The sequence below is a fragment of the Streptosporangium album genome (assembly GCF_014203795.1).
Taxonomy (GTDB): domain Bacteria; phylum Actinomycetota; class Actinomycetes; order Streptosporangiales; family Streptosporangiaceae; genus Streptosporangium; species Streptosporangium album.
Genome location: NZ_JACHJU010000001.1, coordinates 467,921 through 486,123, shown reverse-complemented (window position 1 = coordinate 486,123; position 18,203 = coordinate 467,921). Strand labels below are relative to the sequence as shown.

The following is an 18,203-nucleotide window of genomic DNA, read 5'->3' as shown; positions in this document are numbered from 1 at the left end:
TCGACGCGGCCCCGGGCCGGCCCAGTTTCCACTGGTCGGCATGCTCGCGAGCCGGGGCCGGAGGCCGCCGCGACCCGAGGGCGTCGCCACGGGACCCGCCGGCGGCCGGCGGGACCGTGGTCCCGCGTCAGGCGTTGGGGTCGATGTGGATGGCGCGTTCCTCGGCTGACAGGTCGCCGTTGTCGGCGCCGACGTCCTCGGCATACTCCTCGGACGTCTCGTCCGGCCCGATGCCCTTGTCCGGCGCCACCAGACGGTGGCTCTCCTCGCGCGGAACGCGGCCGCGGTCCGGGGCCTCGCGCCAGAGGCGCTCGTCGAGGGTGTCCTGGTGTCCGGGGGCCTCCTCACGGATCTCGTGGTGGAGACCGAGGTCGTCGGTCCACTCCTCGACCTCGACCGCCTGCTCGTCGCTCAGACCCTTGCGGTCTGCGGGCATTTCACTCATATCGCCGCCCTACCCGTTCTGCGGCCGTAAATCCCCCGGTCAGAGTCCCGCGGCCGCCCCGATGATCGACCGAGGGTCGGCCGCCCCGGCCAGGACGCCCGAGGGCAGCACGTCGATCAGGTGGGCGTGGCCGAAGGAGGAGCCGTACGGCATGGCGCCGACGGGGTGTCCCCGGTCGCGCAGACCGTCGCTCCACGGGCCGCCGTCCTCGATCTCGACCACGGCCTGGTCGGGGGTGTCCCAGGTGTCGAAACCGGTACCGGAGGCCAGCCGCCACCGGGCGGCGCCGATGGCCTCACCGGGCGCCTGGTCGTGGGCGAGCAGGCGGGTCAGGACCTGGAGCAGGATCTGCGGCTGGGCGTCGCCGCCCATGGTGCCCACGACCGAGCGGAGGGACCCGTCGGCGCGGGTGACCAGGGCGGGGACGAGGGTGTGCGGCGGGCGGCGGCCGGGACCGTACTCGGCGGGGTGGCCCGGGACCAGGGAGAACCCGATGCCCCGGTTGTGCAGGTTGATACCGGTGCGGGGCTCGAAGACCAGGCTGCCGAAGCCGGCGGCGTTCGACTGGATCAGGGAGACGCCCATGCCGTCGCCGTCCACCACGCACAGGTAGGTGGTGTCGCCCGGCGCGGTGAGGTCGCGCACCGCGATCCGGCCGGCGGGGTCGATCAGGGTACGGCGTGCGGCGGCCGACCCCAGCACCTCGTCGACGGACGCACCCTCGAACAGCACCTCCGGCCGGTCGTGCCCGGCCAGCCGCGCGGCCTCCACCAGCAGATGCGCCCAGAGCGGGTCGGCCGGGTCGGCGGGCAGATCGAGCCCCTCGGCGATGCCGAGGGCGAGCAGTAGCAGGTATCCCTGGGAGTTGGGCGGCATCGTCCACACGTCGTGCCCGAAGGCCCGAGCCCGGAGCGGGTCCACCCATTCCGCGCCGTCCTTGGCCAGGTCGTCCTCGGTGTACTCGCCGGCGCCGACCGCGAGCAGCCCCTCGCCGAACTCGCCGAGGTAGAACCCGTCCCGTCCGCCCGTCAGCGCCTCCAGTGCCCGCGCGACCCCGGGACGCCGGATCAGGTCACCGGCCTGCCGGGCCGCGGCGAAGTCCTCGCACAGAGGGCCGACCGTCTCCAGGCCGGGCACCATCAGCGGCGAGGCGGGGAACCCGTCCCGGGCGTGCCCGATCGCCGGTGCCAGCACCTCGGCCATCGGCAGCCTGCCGTACCGGCCGTGCAGGGCCAGCCAGCCGTCCGCGCAGCCGGGCACCGGGGCCGAACGGATGTCGTGGCGGTGCGGCATGCGGGTGTGTCCCTCGGCGCGCAGCCGCTCGGGGTCGGCGCCCGATCCGGCCCGCCCGGACGCGTTGAGCGCCGAGGGCGTGCCGGTGCCGTCGTGGACGAGCGCGAACAGGTCACCGCCCAGCCCGCACATGTGCGGCGCGGTCACCGCGAGCACGGCGTTCGCCGCGACCGCCGCGTCAGCCGCCGAACCACCCCGCTCAAGCATGGCCACGCCCGCCCTGGAGGCAAGGTGATCAATCGTACAAACCATTCCAGAGCGCGCATAGCGGGTATTGAGCATCCCAAGAGCGTACGGCTTCCGCCATCGATCGTTGAAGCCGGCGCGGATTGCTCGGCCGACAGCGGGGTCGACCGCCGGTCTCATCCGGTTGGCCGACCGGCTCATGGGTTCAGCCTTCACCGGCGCGTTCAAGGGCGATCGCTTTGACGGCGACCGCAACGTGTTTGACGGGGATGGAAAACGATGAAGACGGATGAGTTCTCCGGTGTCTCGGGGGCCTCCCCGCCGGAAGCGGAGCGGTATCCGCGGGCGTAGGCGCTGTAGGCGGGCGGCGTGGGGCTGAGCTTCGCCGCGCTGGAGACCTCCGCCCTGAGAGCGGGAAGCGGTCAGGGCCGGACCCACTGTCCGGTGATCATTTGACGTCCCGCCGGAAGGGTGATGAAATCCCGCCTCAGCGTCGCAGTGCACCCGGCAAAGAGACCGCTGCGGGCATGGAGGCGCCGAGTCATGGGACAGCCATGGAAACACCCACCGGACCGGACGGCCGCCTGGCGGCGTTCGGCAACCAATTGATCAATGTTCACCTCTGGCTCCGCGAGGAGCTGGCCTCGCTCCGCGAGGACGTCGGCTCCTACCTCGACGGCCGCAGTGAGCGTCCCCGGGAGCTACGGGCGCACTGCCTGGCGTTCTGCTCGGCACTGAGCCGGCATCACACCGGAGAGGACGACGGGGCGTTCCCCGTCCTGGCGGAGCGGTTCCCCGAGCTGCGCCCCGTGCTCGAAGAGCTGAGGCGCGACCACCACGTGGTGACCGACATCCTGCGCAGGCTGGAAGAACTGCTCGGCGGCCTTGAGGCGGGCCCGGACCCGGCCGAGGCGCAGCGCGTGCGGGCCGAGCTGGACGGCCTGGCCGCCCTGCTGGAGTCGCATTTCGTCTACGAGGAGAAGCGGCTCGTCTCGGTCCTCAACTCGCTGAGCGCCCCGGGCAGGGACGGCTCGGGGGACTTCCCGCCGGCCACCGCCGGGGCCGTGTTCGCTCCCGGCCCTTGGCTCGGAAGAGGCACGGGGTTGTGAGCCCGAGCCACGGTTGAACGGGTCACTCACCCGGCCGGATGCGGGCCCGCATCCGGCTCCTCCCGTAGGGGAGCGGCAGGTGGAGGCCTGACTCAGTCGACGTCGTCACCGGGTCGCCGGCAGGCGTCGGCGATGGCGGTGGGATCCCAGTAGAACGGACGGCATTCGAGCATGCGTCCGTCCCTGACAGTGATCATCTGCAGGATCAGGGTGTCGATCTCCCTGCCGGTGGCGCGGGCGCGGAAGCGCACCCGGTTCCGTACCACGACGGTGTCGCCGTCGCCCCAGTGCTCCTGTTCCAGGAACTCCATCGACTCCCAGACCTCGCTGAACGTGGCCAGGAACCGCTCCATGCCATCACGGCCCCGCCACGTTCCCGTTCCCGTGAACGGCAACCCGGGGGCCTGGTGCAGTATGACCTCAGGATCCAGATAGGCGGCGACCTCGTCATAGTCGGCCTTACCGAATCCGCCCGCGGCCACGTACGCGGCCTCGGCCACGTAGAACCTCTCCATCACCGCCCAGGCGTCATCCTGAGGCGCGTCCGCGCGCGACTCGCCGGTCTGCTGCTCTGCCAAGTCTGTCGTGGTCATGTTTCCAGCATCATCGGCGGGGCAGCGCCGCACCGGCGATTATCGGACCCCTCAGCCGCCGGAAGCCGGGCTGCTGCCGTGCGATCTTCGGCGGCGGCCGCACCGGTATCCGGCACGGAGCCGGTGTGGGCGGCGTGGCGTTCAGGATCGAGGCGAGCAGGCCCGGGAAGCGACGTTCGAGATCGTCGCCGCGCCGCTGTTGAGGCGTTCGACTGCGATCATGGCGGCGTCGTCGCCCAGATGTCCGCCGACGTGGGCGAGGAGATCGTCGTGGATGTGCTGGAGAAGCGCCTCGGGGCCGTCCTCGGCCCACTCGACGATCCACTTGGCGATCCGCTCGGTCAGCGGATAGAAGACGCCGGCGGGATCGCGGGCCTCGATGACGCCGTCGGTGTAGAGCAGGAGGATGTCGCCCGGCTCGAACTTGAACGTCTCGACGTGGTAGTCGGGATCGCAGAGCCCGCCCAGGCCCAGCGGGGGCGCGAGCCGGCCAGCGTGGAGCGTCGTGACCTGGTCGCCGCGCAGTATCAGCGGCGGGGGGTGCCCGCAACTGATCATGTTGACCACCGGGTCGTCGTCGGGGATCTCGAGCACCGCGGCGGTGACGAAGCTCTCTTCGATGTCGTATTCCTCCTCGGTGGACTGCTCCAGGTCCGAGTTGACGCTCTCCTCCAGCTCGGCCGCGAGGTCGGGCAGGCTGGCATGGCGGCGAGAGGACTCACGGAAGGCGCCGAGCAGCAGGGCGGCCTCGGAGATGGAGTCCAGGCCCTTGCCTCGGGCGTCGCCGATGATCAGCCGGGTCCCGCGGGCGGTCCGTGCGGCGCCGTACAGATCGCCGCCGATCTGAGCCTCCTCCTCGGCGGCGAGATACACGGAGGCGAGCCGCAGCGGGCCGATGCGCGCGGGCAGGGGCCGCAGCAGGACCCGCTGTGCGGCCTCGGAGACCGACCGCACCTGTATCAGCGCCCGTCGCTCCCGGTCCCGCAGGAAGGCATAGATCACGACGAACGCCGTGACCACCATCAGGGCGAGAGCCTGCGCCTGCAGGTTCTGCGTGCCCAGGCTGCCGTTGTGCGCGGCGATGATCAGTTGGTCCACGATGGCCAGGACGCCGATCGCCGCCGTGAGCCGGGGGCCGGCGAACGAGGCCGTGATCGCGGGCGCCGAGATCAGCAGCGGGCCCAGATGGATATAGTTCGGAGTCAGAACGTCGACGACCGTGATCCCCAGCATCAGCCCGAGAGGGATCGCGACCAGTGCGTATTCCGACCGCCATGGCCAGCGCAGGTCAGAAAAACGCTGCCTAAGTTGCATTCTTCCTGCTTACACCCCATTTAGGGTAGTTTCTCTCTACGGGAAGTAGACCTTTTCTGGGATGGCCCATGCGGACCGGAGGGATCAGGCGAGACGCCTTGCCTCGCCGGCGACGTTCCGGTCGCCGTCGAGGCGCCAGCGGGGCCGGCCGCCGACGACCGTGGCCACGCACCGTCCCGGCCCCTCGCGGAGCAGGGCGGTGTAGGCGGTCCGCTCGTCGGCATTCACGGCGAAGACGGCGAAGTCGGCCCGGCTGCCGGGACCGAGGCAACCCAGGCGGTGCGGCCCCCCGGCCATGCCCAGGGCGCGTGCCCCGCCCATCGTCACCGCCTCGACCAGGAGCCGGTCGAGATCCGGGTCGGGGTCGCGGGCGAGCACGCGGTGACGCCGTGGACGAACGCCGTGGCGGAAATCCGGCCGAGCCGGAGATGGGCGTCGATCAGGCCCGGCACGATCATGCCGGGCCAGCGGGTCAGCGGGCCGGGGGAGGTCGGGATAGGCGGGCTCGATCTCCCGGCGAGGTCCGATCCTGATCACCCGGTTGCCCCGGACGGCGACGGCGCCGCCCTTGACGGGCGGCCCGCACACGGGGAGGACAAGCGGCGCGCTGTGCACGACGATCGCTGGTAGCGCGCCTGGGCCGACAAGGTGGCCCGGGCGCGTCGGCATAGACACTCCTGTCTGTCTGTCCCCTTCGGAAGGGTTAAGGGCTCCGGTCTGTTGATCTCAAATATCCGGTACCAGACGCGCCGGTAGATCACTTCATTACAGAATGTCGGTTGATCTTACTTAAAACGATCTATAGCGTCGTTTGTCGTGACTCGTCCCCCCAGGTTGCTGAAAGCACTGATCGCAGCCGTGGTGCTGATCCCGATCGGCATCGCCTCCCTTCCCGCCTCCGCTGAGCCCTCCCCCGAGCCCGAACACCCCTGGCGCCTCAACCAGTGGCCTCAGACCCAGCCCTGGCAGCGGGACGAACCCGCTGCCACGTTGCGCGCCAAACCCGGTGGTCCGGCCCCGGTCGACCCGCAGAACTGGAAGAACCCGGACCACATGACGTGGGCCGACTACACCAAGCCGCCCGGCACCAACTGGGCCGACCCCGCGGCCAAGGGCTCCACGCGGACCTTCCGCGGCGCGCTGGTCCTGCTGGACTATCCCAACCAGCCGTTCGTGGTCACCCAGCCCCAGGGTTCGACGGTCTTCAAGAACCCCAGCGCCGAGGCCCACGACATCCCCCGTGAGAAGGTCGCCCAGTTCTACAAGGACTTCCTCAACACCCCCAACGAGCTCAACCGCGGCCACACCATCCACGAGTACTGGATGGAGGACTCCGGAGGCCGCTACGGCGTGGACCTGACCTCCTTCGGCCCGTACCAGATGCCGGGCAAGTCCCATGAGTACGCGATGGAGTTCCAGGGGGGCACCGCCTGCCCGGCGGGCGACAGCTGCAACAAGAACATCAGGACCGACGGCCGGGCCGCGTGGGTGGGCGCCGAGGGCGAGGAGGTCCCCGCCGGATTCGACTTCGTCTTCTATCTGAGCGCGGGCCAGGACGAATCGGCCACCTGGCAGGAGTTCGGGCCGATCAAGTTCCCGGCCAAGGAGGCGGTGACCGACGACTTCGGCCCGCCGGACCCGGCCCTGCCCAACTGGGCCAAGACCCGGTACGTGGAGTGGACCTCCTGGGCCTCGGCCTCCTCCATCTGGCCCAACGCCGGAGGAGGCTCGTCCACCCAGGCAGAGAGCTCGGGCCAGGGCGTCTACGCCCACGAGCTCAGCCACATCCTGGGCATCGGCGACAACTACAACAACCCGTTCGGGGTGCCGCCGCGCCGGGCCTACACCGGCATCTGGGAGATGCTCAGCAGGGGCAGCTTCAACGGACCCGGCGGCCCGCACAGCCGCTGGTCGATCCCGCCCACCGGAGGCGGATCCATGGGCGCCCAGCACATGCTCCGCAACAAGATCAAGCTGGCGATGGTGGACGAGCGGAACGTGCTGCGCCTGTCCCGTGAGGCGCTGGCGGAGTCCGGTCTCGTCGTGGCCAAGGTGACCGCCCGGGTGGCTCAGCCGGGACCGACCGGCCTGTCCGGGGTCAACATCGCCTTCGGCGACGGCGACCGCAGCCCCGCCTGTGACGTCGCGACGGACCCGCTCTGCGACGGCGGCGGCTACGACAACTACACCGTCGAGGTCGTCGACCGGATGGGCGCGGACTCCTTCACCCCCGACTCCGGCGTGCTCCTGGCCAAGACGAAGAACGCCGACCGCGCGCCCTTCGAGTGGGTCGTCGACGCCAACCCCCAGGACATCGGCATGACCGACTACGTCCTGCCCGACGGCACCGCCGTGCCCATCACGATCGGCGACTACCGCCAGCTGTCGGACGCCCTCTTCCACGCGGGCACCGACTCCGGCTCCGAGTACGAGTACGTGGACGAGGCCAACAGGCTCCACTTCTACGTCCTCGACGTGCAGCGCGACCGCGAGGGCATCCTGTCCTACACGGTGGCCGTCCGCTCCCTGGACGGCGCCGGGCCGCAGAAGCGCGGCCTGAAACTGCTCCCCGCCGCCGGGATCCCCGACGGCAAGGGCCTGTCCTCCTGCCGGTTCCCGCTGTTCAACACCGGTAGGTCCGCCACCGCCCAGGGGCAGCACCCCGAGGACGTGAGCGCCTACCTCAAGAGCGACGTCTACCGGCTCTCGGCCACCGTCGCGGGCGACGGCTGGACGGCCTCGCTGCCGAACCAGCTGGTGACCGCGGACTTCGGCAAGCAGGCACTGGTGGCCGTCAAGGCCCAGCGGGCCTCCGGCGGCAGCCGCCTGGCCAAGGTCACGCTGACCGCGACCTCCGAAAGCGACCCGTCCAAGACCGCCAAGGCCACCTGCCAGGTGATCGGCCTGTAGGAGACCCCGAAAGGGACCGGCACGGTCCGGCGACGGGGTACGGCGCGCACGCCGTACCCCGTCGTCACATCCCCGGCCGGTCATCGGCCGGCCGGTGGGGCGCGCCGGATCGGGGGGCCGGGAGCGCGCTCTCGGCCCCCGGGTCCGGCGCGTGGCCGCGCCTCCCCGGGAGTTTGACGGAACGTCATTCAGCCGACCGGTGAACGTCGTGTGGAGCAACCCGTTCCGGTTGGTCATCTGGTTCAATAAATCTTGATATAACACGTCGGCTGGGCCGGGGCCGCGGACGTGCCGCGGACTTCTCCGGGGGGTGTGGATGCCCGGGCCGTCGAACGTGCCTGATCGCCGTGGTCCGCGACCGCCGAGGCGCTCGATCTCGCTGGCGGCTCCCGCCGCCGCCGGAATCGCCGCCGCGGTGGCCAGCATCCTGGCCACCTCGCTGGACGTCTGGGACCTGCCCACCGCGGCCAAGATCGGCGTGACCGTACTCGCCGCCCTCCTCGTCGGCCTGCTCACCTGGGCGACCACCGGCACGCGGGCGGAGGAGCCCACCGCGGGCGAGGGCCCGTCCTGGCGTCCGCCCGACCAGTGGCCCCCGGTCGCGGCGCACTTCACCGGGCGGACCGAGTCGCTGGCGGAACTGCGCCAGGTGTTCGCCGGCCGCGACCGTTCCCGCGGCTCGGAGGAGGAGACCTCGCCCCTGGTCGTCTCGGTGTACGGCAGGGGCGGTGTGGGCAAGTCCATGCTCACCGCCAGGTTCGGGCACGAGATCGCCGCCCGATTCCCCGACGGCCGCCTCTACGCCGACCTGCGTGGCACGGTGGAGGCGCCCGTCCAGCCCGAGGAGGTGCTGATCGGCTTCCTGCGGGCACTGGGGGTGCGGCTGACCACCGACCCCGGGGGCCTCACCGAGCTGCGCAAGCTCTGGCTGACGTGGACCAAGGGCAGGCGCATCCTGATCGGCCTGGACAACGCCCAGAACGGGGACCAGATCAAGGACCTGATCCCGGCCGAGCCGGGCTGCGCTGTCATGATCACTTCACGGCAGCCGCTGTACCTGCTCAACACCTACGACAAGCGGCTCTCGGTGTTCAGCGAGGCGCAGGGGGTGGAACTGCTCGCCCGGCTGGCCGGGGACGACCGGGTCGCCGGCGACCTGGAGTCCACCCAGGAGATCGTCCGCATGTGCGATCATCTGCCGCTGGCCATCAGCATCTGCGGCGGTCGCCTGGCGACGCGGGAGACCTGGACCATGCGCGAGCTCGCCGACCGGCTGAGAGACGAGCGCCGCCGCCTGGACCAGCTCGAACTCGCCCGCAGGCTGGACAAGAGCGTGCGCGCCTCACTCCAGCTCAGTTACGACGACTGCACTGGTCTCCAGCGTCGCCTGCTGCGCCTGCTCAGCCTGCTCACCGCCCCCGACGTGCCGGGCTGGGTGGCGGGAGAGTTGCTGGCCACCTCCGAGCTGGACGGCGCCGACCAGCTCGAGGCGCTGATCGACGCCCAGCTCGCCGAGTGCTCGGGCGTCGACTTCTCCGGCGTGATGCGCTACCGGCTGCACGACCTGGTCCGGATCTTCGCCCGTGAGCTGGCCGTCACCGGCGACGGCGACGGCCGGCGCCGGGTGGCCATCGAGCGTGTGCTGTCCGGCTACCGACGCCGTGCCGAGAGTGCGGCCATGGCCCGCTGGCCGCAGGACTGGGGCCGGAGCGGCAGGAACACCGGTCCGGGGTCGATGACGCGGGCCCAGGCGTCGGCGGCCGACTGGCTCAACGCCGAGCGGCTGAGCCTGATCGCCGCCGTCAACCAGGCCCGGAACCTGGAGATGTGGGAGCTGGCCTGGGGCCTGGGCCGGGCCTTCTGCTCGCTCTGCCACTCGCTGCGCGCCTACTGGTCCGACTGGCATACGGTCGCCGGGATCGTGTGCGAGGCCGCGGTCCACATGGACGACCCCAGGGTCCTGGGCATCGCGCTGCTGGACCGGGCCGCCGTGGCCGGTGGGCAGGGCAGCCACCAGACCGCCAGAGCGGATGCCGAACGGGCGTTGGAGATCTTCACCGACCTCGGGGAGGCTTGGTGGGCCGCACGGGCGATGCGCTCGGTCGGCATGAGCCTGTTCAGCGACGGCAACCTCGACCGGGGCCAGGGTTACCTGATCGGGGCGATCACCGCCTTCAAAGGGGAGGACGACCGCTGGTGGTCGGCCAGGACCCAGCGCAACCTGGCCGAGCTCCGGCTCGCCCAGCGCAGGCCCGAGGAGGCGAGGGAGCTGCTGGAGGACGCTCTGGAGGTCTTCAAGCACGACCGCAACCGCTACTCGGAGGCGCAGACCCTGCGCGCCTACGGCGAGGTACTGGGTGCGAGCGCGCGGGCGCTGCGCGACCGGGGAGAGACCAGGGCGGCCGAACAGGACTTCGCGCGCGCCGGGTTCAGCCTGGAAAGGGCGGCGGAGACGTTCCGGCTCCGGGGCGAGCTCTGGGAGGAGGCCAGGTGCCTGCGTGCGGCCGGCGAGGTCGGCAACCCGGCGGACGGGCTCCGCGAACTGGCCTACGTGCGGCGGGCCACGGAGATGCTGTCCGCGCTCGGTGACTCCTGGGGGGTGGCCAGGGCAGAGTTGTCGGCCGGGCGCGCCCACAGCCGGTTGGGCCGTCCCCAGGAGGCACAGGAGTGGCTGCAGCGGGCCGTGCACGCCTTCGAGGAGCTGGACGACCGCTGGTGGATGGCCAGGAGCCTGCGCTACCTCGGCGAGGCGCGTCTGGAGGCCGGTGACCGCGGGGCGGCGATCCCCCCGCTCAGGCAGGCCCAGGACATCTACCGCAGCCTGGGTAACCAGGCGGGAATGGGTCGCACCCTCGAGCTCCTGCGCCGCGCGGGGGAGTGAGGCGGGTTGGGCGCCCGCGCGGCGTAGGGGCACGGCGATCGGCGGCCCTTCCTGCCCGCCGGCGTTGCGGCAATGAGCATCGGGCGTTAACCGCGCGGCCATACCCCGGCGTATAGGCTCATCGATGATGAACGACTTCACGCGATGGATCGATCTTGAAGGTGCCGTCAACGTTCGCGACCTCGGCGGGCTCGCCACGGTGGACGGCGGGACCACGAGTTTCGGCCGGGTGTACCGGTCGGACAACCTGCAGGGGCTGACGGAGCGCGACGTCAGGCTCCTCGTCGGTGAGCTCAAGCTCCGCCATGTCATCGACCTGCGCTCCGGCGCCGAGGTGTCCCTGGAGGGCCCCGGGCCGCTCACGGCGGTGCCGGAGATCAGCATTCACCACCTCACCCTGTTCGCCGAGGGAGGCAGGCACACCGACGTCGAGGCCGACCGGGTCGACCGGATCGACGCCGACCGGGTGCTGCCCTGGCAGGAGCGGAGCGAGGAGGATCTGGCCGAGCTCAAGGTGACCGGGTTCTACTACAACTACCTCCGTGACCGTCCCGACTCGGTGCTGGCCGCGCTGCGCGCCATGGCGCACTACGACGGTGCCGCCGTCGTGCACTGCGCGGCGGGCAAGGACCGCACCGGGGTCGTCTGCGCCCTGGCGCTGGAGGTCGCCGGAGCCACCCGGGAGGCGATCGTCACCGACTACACCGCCACCGGTGACCGGCTGGAGGGCATCCTGGCACGCCTGCGCGGCAGTGCCACCTACCGCGACGACCTCGACTCCCGCCCGGCCGACGACCACCGGCCACGCCGGGAGTACATCGAGCAGTTCCTCGGGGTGCTCGACGACCGTTTCGGCGGACCTCTGCCGTGGCTCGCCACCCAGGGGTGGACCGAGTCCGACTCCGGAGCGCTCCGCTCCCGCCTGCGCGACTGACCCCGGCCGGGAGCCGGCCGCCTCCCCGTCCGTCACGGCCGGGGAGGCGGCTCCCGACGCTGCTGGAGGATCCGGTCGGCGGCCCTTCCGGCCACGCTCAGAGAGCGACCACCTGGTGTCCGGCGGCCGACCGGCGGGCGGCTTCCAGGACGGTGAGGGCCTCCACCACCTCTTCCGGGTCCACCGGGGGCGGGGTGCCGTCGCGCAGGCCCGCCGCCACAGCTCTGTAGAAGTCGAGGTAGGCGCCCGGTTCGGTGCGGACGGGGCGGTTGGCGTCGTCGGTACCGAGGGTGCCCCACCGTTCCCGGGGGTCCTCGCCGAAACCGGGGGAGTCAGGGGTCAGACCGGCACGCAGGCGGTCCTCCTGGACGTCCAGGCCGTACTTCAGATATCCGGCCTCGGAGCCGAGGACCCGGAAGCGGGGGCCGAGCCGGGGGGCGACCGCGCTGGCCCACAGATGGGAACGGGCGCCGCCGGTGTGGGTGAGGGCGATGAAGGTGTCGTCGTCGGAGGCGACTCCCGGGCGGCGGATGTCGGACTCGGCGTAGACGTGGGTGACCGGACCGAGCAGGCGCAGGGCCTGGTCCACCAGATGGCTGCCGAGGTCGTAGAGGAGGCCGCCGACCTCGTCGGGGCCGCCGAGCTCGCGCCAGCCGCCCTTGGGGATGGGACGCCAGCGCTCGAACCGCGACTCCAGCCGGTTCACCGTGCCGAGCTCCCCGGAGGAGACCAGCCGCTCGATCGTGAGGAAGTCGCCGTCCCAGCGCCGGTTCTGGAACACGGTCAGCATCAGGCCGAGGTCGCGTGCCAGCCGTACCAGATCACGGGCCTGGGCCGCGGTGGCGGCCAGCGGCTTGTCCACCACGACCGGCAGGCCCGCCTTCAGGGCGGCCTCGGCCAGCGGGACGTGGGTGCGGTTGGGCGAGGCGACGACGACGAGGTCGCTCGTGTCCCACAGCTCGGCGGCGTCGCCGACGGTCCGCGCGCCGTACTTCTCCCTCACCTCCGCGGCCCGTCCGGGATCGCCGGTCACCACGGTGGACAGGCGGAGCCCCGGGGTCGCGGCGATCAGCGGGGCGTGGAAGAACGCCCCGGCCACGCCGTACCCGATGAGGCCGACGCTGATGTCAGTCACCGCGCTGCTCGTCGCGCTCGGCGAGGAAGGCCTCGAACTGGGCGGCGAGCTCGTCGCCGGTGGGCATCTCGGAAGGCTCCGCCATCAGGCTCCCACGCTGGGAGCCGGTGGCGAACGCGTCGTACTGCTGTTCGAGCCCGGTGATCGCGGTGGACAGCTCGTCGGAGGCCTCGATCTGCTCGGCGATCTCGGTGTCGGTCCGGCCGGCGGCCTCGCGCAGGCCCTCCAGCGGGAACACCAGGCCGGTGCTCGCGGTGATCGCCTCCAGAGCGGTCACCGCGGCCGCGGGATACTCCGCCTGGGCGAGGTAGTGCGGGACGTGGACGGCGTAGCCGAGGGCGTCGTGGCCCTTGGCGCCGAGCCGGAACTCGATCAGCGCGGCCACGCTGCCGGGCACCTGGACCTTGCCGAAGTCACTGGTCCGGCCGGTGACGAGCTCGGAGCGGCTCGCGTGACCGGTGACGCCCAGCGGGCGGGTGTGCGGGACGGCCATCGGGATGCCGTGGATGGTCACCAGACTGCTCACGTTCAGCCGGGTGGCGAGCGCGTCGAGGGCGGCGCTGAACAGCTCCCACTCGCGGTCCGGCTCAGGGCCGCTGAGCAGCAGGAACGGCGTGCCCGTGCTGTCGTGGACGAGGCGGAGGACGATCTCCAGGCTCTCCACGTCGGTCCATCGGTCGGTGTCGAAGGTCATGATCGGCCGCCGGGACCGGTAGTCGAGCAGGCGGTCCACGTCAAAGGTCGCGACGACCCGGTGCTCCAGCTCGCCGAGCAGGTGGCCGACGGCGAGCCGTCCGGCACCGCCCGCGTCCACGAACCCGTCGAAGTGGTAGAGCAGCACCGGATCGGTCAGCTCAGGGACGTCTCCGCTGAGCCGGTAGAGATCCGTCGGGTCGAACACCGTGTTCCAGCCTTTCGTCGGTCGTCTCTTCACATGAACCCGTGGGGTCCCCGGTGAATTCCGCCTACCCCCAAGGTCAATGGGCACCCTATCGGGGCACAATGGATCCCATGCAGCCTGACCCGGAGCTGGAGGAGTTCGCGACCCGTCTGTTCGACCTGGCCAGGACCGGGCAGACCGATCGGCTCCGCGCGTATGTGGAGGCCGGGGTCCCGGCCAACCTGTCCAACGACAGCGGGGACACCCTGCTGATGCTCGCCGCCTACCACGGGCACCCGGAGACGGTCCGCGCCCTGACCGCCCTGGGCGCCGACCCGGGGCGGGCGAACGACCGCGGGCAGACGCCGCTGTCCGGCGCGGTCTTCAAGAAGGAGCCCGAGGTGATCCGGGCACTTCTTTCGGCCGGTGCGGATCCGGACGAGGGCACTCCATCGGCGAGGGAGGCGGCCCGGATTTTCGGACAGGATGAATACCTAAATTGGTTCAATCATCAACCGGATTCCCTATGATGCAGTGTTGTTAGATGTATAGGAAAAAACCCTTTTTTCGTCCATTCTTGACGGGTGGGAACCCGTATTGCTCATAAGGCCGCCCGAAATCTCCAAATCCCTCCGCTCCCCTGCCCCTTCCCCAGCGAGGTGAACCCTTACGTCGAACAGGTCGACAAAGAGACCCTCGAATGGCTCATCGACTCGCGGATGCTTCAGGATCCAGACTCGGTGGAGCGCTACCGGCAGGCGAAATACGGATGGCTGTCCGCCCGGACGTATCCCTACGCCGAGCACGACACGCTCCGTCTGGTGACCGACTGGTGCGTGTGGCTGTTCGCCTTCGACGACGTCTTCTGCGAGTCGGACCGGCGTGCCGCGGACATGGCACGCGACCTGCCCCTGTTCCATGCCGTCCTGGACGACATGGAGGTGGGCCAGCCGGTCGACGACGTGTTCGCGAAGGCACTGCTGGAGATCAAGGGCAGGATCGCCGCCCTCGGCGACGCCGACCAGCTCGACCGCTGGCGCACCCTCACCAAGGAATATCTCTCCGCCCAGGTCTGGGAGGCGGCCAACCGTGATGGCGAGGTGGTGCCGCCCCTGGCCGACTACATCTTCATGAGGCGGCGGACCGGAGCGATGCTCACCGTCTTCGCCCTCATCGACGTCGCCAGCGGCCGCCGTCTCACCCCTCACGAATGGCGCCACCCCGGGATACGCGCGATAACCGAGAGCGCCAACGACATCGTCGTCTGGGACAACGACCTCATCTCCTACGCCAAAGAGAGCAGTGGCGGCAACTCCTGCAACAACCTGGTGAACGTGCTCGCCAGGCACCGGCGCTACTCCAGGCAGCGGGCCATGGAGACGATCGGCAAGATGCGCAACCGGGCCATCGCCGACATGGTGGCGGTCCGCCCCTCACTGGAGGCGCTCGGCTCGGAGGCGGTGCTCGCCTACGTGCGCGGCCTGGAATTCTGGATCAGCGGGAGCGTCGACTACTCGCTGACCAGCTCACGCTACACAGACGCCTGGCGGCAGCAGGCCGGAGGGACCTCCGTCCACTGATCAGCGCATCGGGGAGAGCGGGCCGTCCTGCTCCTCGTCGCCGAGTGCGAGCTCGATCAACTCCTCCAGGTTCAGCTTCTTGCCCTGGGAGAACGTCTCCTCGTACGTCTGCTCGCCGAGGACGCGCCTGCACTCCTTGATGCACCGGTCATGCTCCGAGTTGAAGAACGGCGAGTTCATCTGGGGCATCCCGAAGGTGCGCCAGTTCGCGTGCCCGGCACCCATCAGCCGTGCCGCGAGCAGCGGCTGCCCGTTCTCCAGCGCCTGCTTGGCGACCACCTCGATCGCCAGACCGATGCCGAGCACGTCGTGGAACTGACGCTTGATCCGCAGCGACTCGCGCGCGTTGACCATGGCCTCCGAAGTGTTGCCCATCGCCTGGTGGACACTGGCCAGCGCGTATATGGCGTAGGAGCGCAGCCACAGCTCGCCGCGCTGGGTGCAGACCGCGATGCAGTCGCGCAGCAGCACCTCGGCCTCGGCCGGGTCGTTCTGCATGAGCAGCACCATCGACAGCTCGACGATCGAGGGGAGCAACCCCGGGTTGAGCTCCCGGCCGCTCTTGTGGAACTCGATCGCGACGCCCAGCAGCGCACTGGCCTTCTGCAGGTCGCCCTGGAGGAACGCGGCGGTGCCGAGCATCTTGGTGGCCAGGATGACCGCCCCGGAGTCGCCCACCCGGACGGCGTCCGAACTGCACTTCTCGGCCGCGTCGATGGCCCCCGCGATGTTGCCCTGCGCGCTGTGGATGTAGGAGAGCACCCACAGCGCCTTGCACCGTTCCGGGCTCGGCTGGGGCGTCAGCTCCAGGGTCTTCTCCAGATAGACCTTGCCCTCACGGGCCAGCCCGCAGGCCACCCACATGAACCACAGGGAGGACAGGAGTTTCAGCCCCGCCTGCACCTGCGAGGGGTCGCGCAGGCAGTAGTCCAGGGCCACGCGGACGTTGTCGTGCTCGTGGCGCATCCGGACGTACCAGTAGACCTGGCGGCCGCCGGACCAGGCGTCCTCGCTCCTCTTGGCCAGCTGCATGTAGTAGTCGCGGTGTCTCTCCCGGACCGCTGCGGTCTCGCCGAGCTTCTCCAGCCACTCCTCGCCGTACTGGCGCAGGGTGTCGATCAGCCGGTAGCGGTGACCCGAGACCGTGCCGTCGCTCAGCAGGATGGACTTCTCCACCAGGCTGGAGATGAGGTCGAGAATGTCTTCGGAGGGCAGGTTATCCCCGGAGCAGACGTAGCGGGCGGCGTCGAGCTCGAAGTCACCGGCGAAGACCGACAGCCGTGCCCACAGGAGCCGCTCCGCGGGCTCGCACAGCTCGTGGCTCCAGCCGATCGCGGCGCGCAGCGTCTGGTGGCGGGGCAACGCCGTACGGCTGGCGCCCGCGAGGAGGCTGAACCGGTCGGTCAGCAGACCGAGGATCTGCTCCACCGACAGCGCGCGCATCCGGACCGCGGTCAGCTCGATGGCGAGCGGGATGCCGTCCAGGCGGCGGCAGAGCTCGGCCACCGGGCCGATGTTCTGCTCGTCCAGCATGAAGGTGGGCACCACCGCGCACGCCCGCGCGGCGAAGAGCTGCACCGCCTCGTTGCTGAAGACGTCTTCCCCCGGCACGTCGCCGGGGACGGCCAGCGGCGGGATGGTGACCGTGTGCTCACCCTGGGCGTTCAGCGACTGGCGGCTGGTCGCCAGGATGGTCAGACCGCCGGCGCTGGTCAGCAGGTCCTCGAAGAGCGAGGCGCAGGCGTCGACCAGGTGCTCGCACGTGTCGATGATCAGGAGGATCTCGCGGTCGCCCAGCCACTCGATCAGCGTCTCGTCCGCCGAGCGGGAGGACTGGTCGGCGATCCCGAGCGCAGAGGTGATCGTGTGCCGGACCATCCCGGAGTCCTGTAGCCGCGCCAGGTCGGCGAACCAGATGCCGTCCTTGAACTGCCCGCGCATCAGATGCGCGATACGCAGCGCCGTCCGGGACTTGCCGACACCGCCGATGCCGGTCACGGTGACCAGACGGTGCTCACGGAGCCGTTGCCGGAGGGTGGTCAGCAACCTGGTGCGTCCCACGAAGCTGGTCAGCTCGTTGGGGAGATTGCCGTCTCGCCGCCATCCTGATGGCGTTGCCATGGGCCGCCTCACGGGGGTAGCTGACAGGGGGCGTAGCTCACATCTGACACAGCATCGTACCGCCTGTGCCCTTGCCTGTCCTTTGGCCCGCAATCGCGCGGGCATCAAGTCGCGGGCGTACGGCGACACGCTCTCTCCGGAGGAGGAATGACCCACCATGACGCTGGTTAGCATGTACAGGTGACAGTGAACGAGCCCGACGACCTGCGCCCCGTCGACCTCTCCGACGACGGGCCACCGATCCTGCCCGACCAGACCAGCGACGACACCGATCTCGGGTGGGGCGAATGGCGCGGCTCGGACGACGACGATGACGCCCGCCTGCTGGAGGATCGTCCGCCCCACTGGGGGTAGGGGCCGCGGCACCGTTCAGTCCGTGGGCAGGAGCGTCCCGAGCGGTCCGAGGTCGAGGTTGAGATCGGACGGGGACAGATCGAAGCGCTCGCGCAGCTCGGTCATGGCCTCCTCGAGGCGCATCAGCGTCGTCCCCAGCGCCTCGATCTGCTCGTCGGACAGGTCGCCCTGCTCCATCCGCCGCACGCACTGCCGCTCCACCAGCTGGCGGACGAGCTCGACGAGGGTGAGCACCAGGCAGGTCAGATCACGCTCGACCTTCTCCGAGTCGGTGTCGATGCGCCAGCGGCTCGACCGCGACGTGTCCGGCCGCGCCCTGCCTGGTTGTGGCGTGTCCGGCCGCGCCGCATTCGACTGTGCTGTGTCCGGCGGTGCCGTGTCCGACCGCGGTGTGTCGGGCGGCGCCGTGTTCCCTCCCGCGGTGTCGCGCCGCCGCGTCTCCGGGGCCGGGCCCGCGCCTTCCACGGG

16 protein-coding genes are annotated in these 18,203 nt (G+C 70.5%); 7 read left to right on the top strand and 9 right to left on the bottom strand.

The features are described 5' to 3' along the window. Positions 1–127 precede the first annotated feature (127 nt). Both FHR32_RS02210 and FHR32_RS02205 read right to left on the bottom strand, forming a co-directional pair. Positions 128–445, bottom strand: coding sequence for a DUF5709 domain-containing protein (locus FHR32_RS02210; RefSeq protein ID WP_184752509.1), 318 nt, complete (start codon positions 443–445; stop codon positions 128–130). Positions 446–484: 39 nt separating this feature from the next. Continuing rightward, positions 485–1,990: a gamma-glutamyltransferase family protein gene (locus tag FHR32_RS02205; RefSeq protein ID WP_512700842.1), complete on the bottom strand. Its 1,506-nt coding sequence runs from the start codon at positions 1,988–1,990 to the stop codon at positions 485–487. Between the two features lie 488 nt (positions 1,991–2,478). On the opposite strand from FHR32_RS02205, the gene FHR32_RS02200 reads away from it, so the two are divergent. Further along, on the top strand, positions 2,479–3,033 hold the full coding sequence (locus tag FHR32_RS02200) for a hemerythrin domain-containing protein (protein ID WP_184752505.1): 555 nt from the start codon (positions 2,479–2,481) through the stop codon (positions 3,031–3,033). Between the two features lie 92 nt (positions 3,034–3,125). On the opposite strand, the gene FHR32_RS02195 is transcribed toward FHR32_RS02200, so the two are convergent. From FHR32_RS02195 to FHR32_RS02185, 3 genes are all read right to left on the bottom strand, one after another. Further along, positions 3,126–3,626: a nuclear transport factor 2 family protein gene (locus FHR32_RS02195; protein ID WP_184752503.1), complete on the bottom strand. Its 501-nt coding sequence runs from the start codon at positions 3,624–3,626 to the stop codon at positions 3,126–3,128. Between the two features lie 141 nt (positions 3,627–3,767). Further along, a complete protein-coding gene (locus tag FHR32_RS02190; RefSeq protein WP_221465219.1) occupies positions 3,768–4,859 on the bottom strand; it encodes a PP2C family protein-serine/threonine phosphatase in 1,092 nt (363 codons plus the stop codon). A 165-nt stretch (positions 4,860–5,024) separates the two neighbouring features. Next, positions 5,025–5,609: an amidohydrolase family protein gene (locus FHR32_RS02185; RefSeq protein ID WP_184752499.1), complete on the bottom strand. Its 585-nt coding sequence runs from the start codon at positions 5,607–5,609 to the stop codon at positions 5,025–5,027. A 147-nt stretch (positions 5,610–5,756) separates the two neighbouring features. Between FHR32_RS02185 and FHR32_RS02180 the strand changes: the two genes are divergently transcribed. The 3 genes from FHR32_RS02180 (at position 5,757) to FHR32_RS02170 (ending at position 11,665) form a co-directional block, all read left to right on the top strand. After that, the gene (locus FHR32_RS02180; RefSeq protein ID WP_312881882.1) at positions 5,757–7,850 is read left to right on the top strand and encodes a M6 family metalloprotease domain-containing protein; all 2,094 of its coding nucleotides are present in this window, start codon (positions 5,757–5,759) and stop codon (positions 7,848–7,850) included. Between the two features lie 316 nt (positions 7,851–8,166). Next, positions 8,167–10,731, top strand: a complete 2,565-nt coding sequence (locus FHR32_RS02175; RefSeq protein WP_184752497.1) for a tetratricopeptide repeat protein — start codon at positions 8,167–8,169, stop codon at positions 10,729–10,731. Between the two features lie 124 nt (positions 10,732–10,855). Beyond that, on the top strand, positions 10,856–11,665 hold the full coding sequence (locus FHR32_RS02170) for a tyrosine-protein phosphatase (protein ID WP_312881880.1): 810 nt from the start codon (positions 10,856–10,858) through the stop codon (positions 11,663–11,665). A gap of 97 nt (positions 11,666–11,762) precedes the next feature. Here FHR32_RS02170 and FHR32_RS02165 read toward each other — a convergent pair whose 3' ends face one another. Together FHR32_RS02165 and FHR32_RS02160 are read right to left on the bottom strand one after the other, a co-directional pair. Continuing rightward, positions 11,763–12,800, bottom strand: coding sequence for a Gfo/Idh/MocA family oxidoreductase (locus FHR32_RS02165; RefSeq protein WP_184752495.1), 1,038 nt, complete (start codon positions 12,798–12,800; stop codon positions 11,763–11,765). Further along, the gene (locus FHR32_RS02160; RefSeq protein WP_184752493.1) at positions 12,793–13,701 is read right to left on the bottom strand and encodes a proteasome assembly chaperone family protein; all 909 of its coding nucleotides are present in this window, start codon (positions 13,699–13,701) and stop codon (positions 12,793–12,795) included. Before FHR32_RS02160 ends, FHR32_RS02165 begins: the two co-directional genes overlap by 8 nt. A gap of 101 nt (positions 13,702–13,802) precedes the next feature. Here FHR32_RS02160 and FHR32_RS02155 point away from each other — a divergent pair, with 101 nt between their 5' ends. Both FHR32_RS02155 and FHR32_RS02150 read left to right on the top strand, forming a co-directional pair. Then, positions 13,803–14,210, top strand: a complete 408-nt coding sequence (locus tag FHR32_RS02155; RefSeq protein ID WP_184752491.1) for an ankyrin repeat domain-containing protein — start codon at positions 13,803–13,805, stop codon at positions 14,208–14,210. A gap of 129 nt (positions 14,211–14,339) precedes the next feature. Next, positions 14,340–15,260 carry a 4-epi-cubebol synthase gene (locus tag FHR32_RS02150; protein WP_184752489.1) on the top strand — a complete coding sequence of 307 codons (921 nt, stop codon included), beginning with the start codon at positions 14,340–14,342 and terminating at the stop codon, positions 15,258–15,260. Here FHR32_RS02150 and FHR32_RS02145 read toward each other — a convergent pair whose 3' ends face one another. Further along, positions 15,261–17,381, bottom strand: coding sequence for an ATP-binding protein (locus FHR32_RS02145; protein ID WP_184752487.1), 2,121 nt, complete (start codon positions 17,379–17,381; stop codon positions 15,261–15,263). It abuts the gene before it with no gap. A gap of 180 nt (positions 17,382–17,561) precedes the next feature. Between FHR32_RS02145 and FHR32_RS02140 the strand changes: the two genes are divergently transcribed. Continuing rightward, positions 17,562–17,735, top strand: coding sequence for a hypothetical protein (locus FHR32_RS02140; RefSeq protein WP_184756670.1), 174 nt, complete (start codon positions 17,562–17,564; stop codon positions 17,733–17,735). A gap of 15 nt (positions 17,736–17,750) precedes the next feature. Here the strand turns inward: FHR32_RS02140 and FHR32_RS46535 are convergent, their stop codons facing one another. Beyond that, the gene (locus tag FHR32_RS46535) at positions 17,751–18,200 is read right to left on the bottom strand and encodes a gas vesicle protein K (protein ID WP_312881879.1); all 450 of its coding nucleotides are present in this window, start codon (positions 18,198–18,200) and stop codon (positions 17,751–17,753) included. Positions 18,201–18,203 lie beyond the last annotated feature (3 nt).